The organism is Halobacillus sp. BBL2006 (assembly GCF_000786645.1).
Classification (GTDB): domain Bacteria; phylum Bacillota; class Bacilli; order Bacillales; family Halobacillaceae; genus Halobacillus.
The window spans coordinates 1-1,201 of the sequence record NZ_JRNX01000905.1; the positions used below are offsets into that span (position 1 = coordinate 1).

At 45.0% G+C, this 1,201-nt stretch carries 1 protein-coding gene; it reads left to right on the forward strand.

The features are described 5' to 3' along the window. Positions 1-708 (forward strand): ABC transporter ATP-binding protein (locus tag LD39_RS20960; protein ID WP_035553455.1); only part of this gene is annotated, 708 nt, incomplete at its 5' end. Positions 709-1,201 lie beyond the last annotated feature (493 nt).

Genomic DNA, 1,201 nt, shown 5'->3' on the forward strand with positions numbered 1-1,201 from the left:
GTTGCGGAAATCATATCCGAGCCGATGGAGATTCACAATCTTTACTCATCCAATAAGGAGCGAATGGCTCGTGTTTACGAGCTGCTTGAAGAAGTCGGCTTAAACCGGGATCACGCCACCCGCTATCCGCATGAATTTAGCGGCGGACAGCGCCAGAGAATCGGCATCGCTCGCGCCCTCGCACTCGACCCTGAGATCATCATTGCCGATGAACCGATTTCTGCGTTAGACGTTTCAGTCCAGGCACAGGTCGTCAATTTATTGGAACGTCTTCAGGAAGAAAAAGGGTTAACGTATTTGTTTATCGCCCACGATTTGTCCATGGTCCAGCATATTTCTGACCGGATCGGCGTCATGTATCTCGGGCATATGGTTGAACTGACGAGCAGCGATCAATTGTATGACAAACCGCTCCATCCTTACACAAAAGCGCTTTTGTCTGCCATCCCGATTCCGGATCCGGACATCGAAGACGAGCGCGAGCAAGTAATCATCGAAGGCGAAATTCCGAGTCCAATCGATCCGCCAAGCGGCTGCGTCTTCCGTACCCGCTGTCCAATGGCGATGGATGTGTGTGCAGAGAAAGAACCGGTCTGGCAAGAGGTGGACAAAGATCATTATGTCGCCTGTCATTTGTATAATGATGAAGTCGTTGATCCAAGGGAAGCCAAGAACCAGCAGCATAAGATGAAAGTCACGATTCAGTAATGGTAATACCCTGTTCTGGGAAGTTTTATTATTGACGTGCGAAAAAGCAGACATTTGTCTGCTTTTTTGTGTGAAGGGAGTCAAATGGGGGACAGTGTGAAAGGTTAAGGGATCAGGAAGCTACCGATGTGTATTTGTATGAAACCATTTAACCTACCTTTATCTTGAAACTGAGTCTTCCGGTTAAGGGCAGTTTAGTGGAAGACTCAGTTCCGAGATATTAGGTATTTTGAAACTAAATTAGATAAGTATCGTATGTGTAATATGAGGAATTTCAAGGTGAACGAGGAAGACTATTGAACTTCTAAAATGGAAGGGCTGAATCGTCTATGGGTAATGGAAGCCAACATAAACCGTTCAATGATGCTATAGCCCACAAACAAAACATTGAAGGTTATCCTAAAGCTAGCGGAGGAAAACTACCCCTTCCAATAAAGTTAATAGGATATTTTTTGTTTGGGAGCTTTTTCTTAATGATTTTAATTGGGTTTGC